Annotated in this window: 1 pseudogene; it reads left to right on the forward strand. The window is 67.1% G+C overall.

Annotated elements, in window-relative coordinates:
• Window positions 1-277: pseudogene (locus AAEZ09_RS28165) on the forward strand (TetR/AcrR family transcriptional regulator); the annotation flags it as partial.

Raw genomic sequence — 277 nt, forward strand, 5'->3', positions numbered from 1 at the left:
CGCTGTACCAGTACTTCCCGAACAAGGCGTCCGTGCTGTTCCGGCTCCAGCACGACGAGTGGCGGCAGACGTACGACATGCTGTGCGGGATACTGCAAGACACGCGAAAGACGCCCCCGGAGCGGCTGCGCACCGCCGTCCACGCGTTCATCCGTTCGGAATGCGACGAGGCGCCGATGCGCATCGCCCTCGACGATGCCGCCCCGCTCTATCGCGACGCTCCCGAGGCGCGGGAAGTGAAGGTCGAGGGCAACCGGGCGTTCAGCGCGTTCATGCG

The sequence above is a fragment of the Pseudomonas sp. 65/3-MNA-CIBAN-0223 genome, assembly GCF_040310425.1.
Taxonomy (GTDB): domain Bacteria; phylum Pseudomonadota; class Gammaproteobacteria; order Pseudomonadales; family Pseudomonadaceae; genus Aquipseudomonas; species Aquipseudomonas gregormendelii.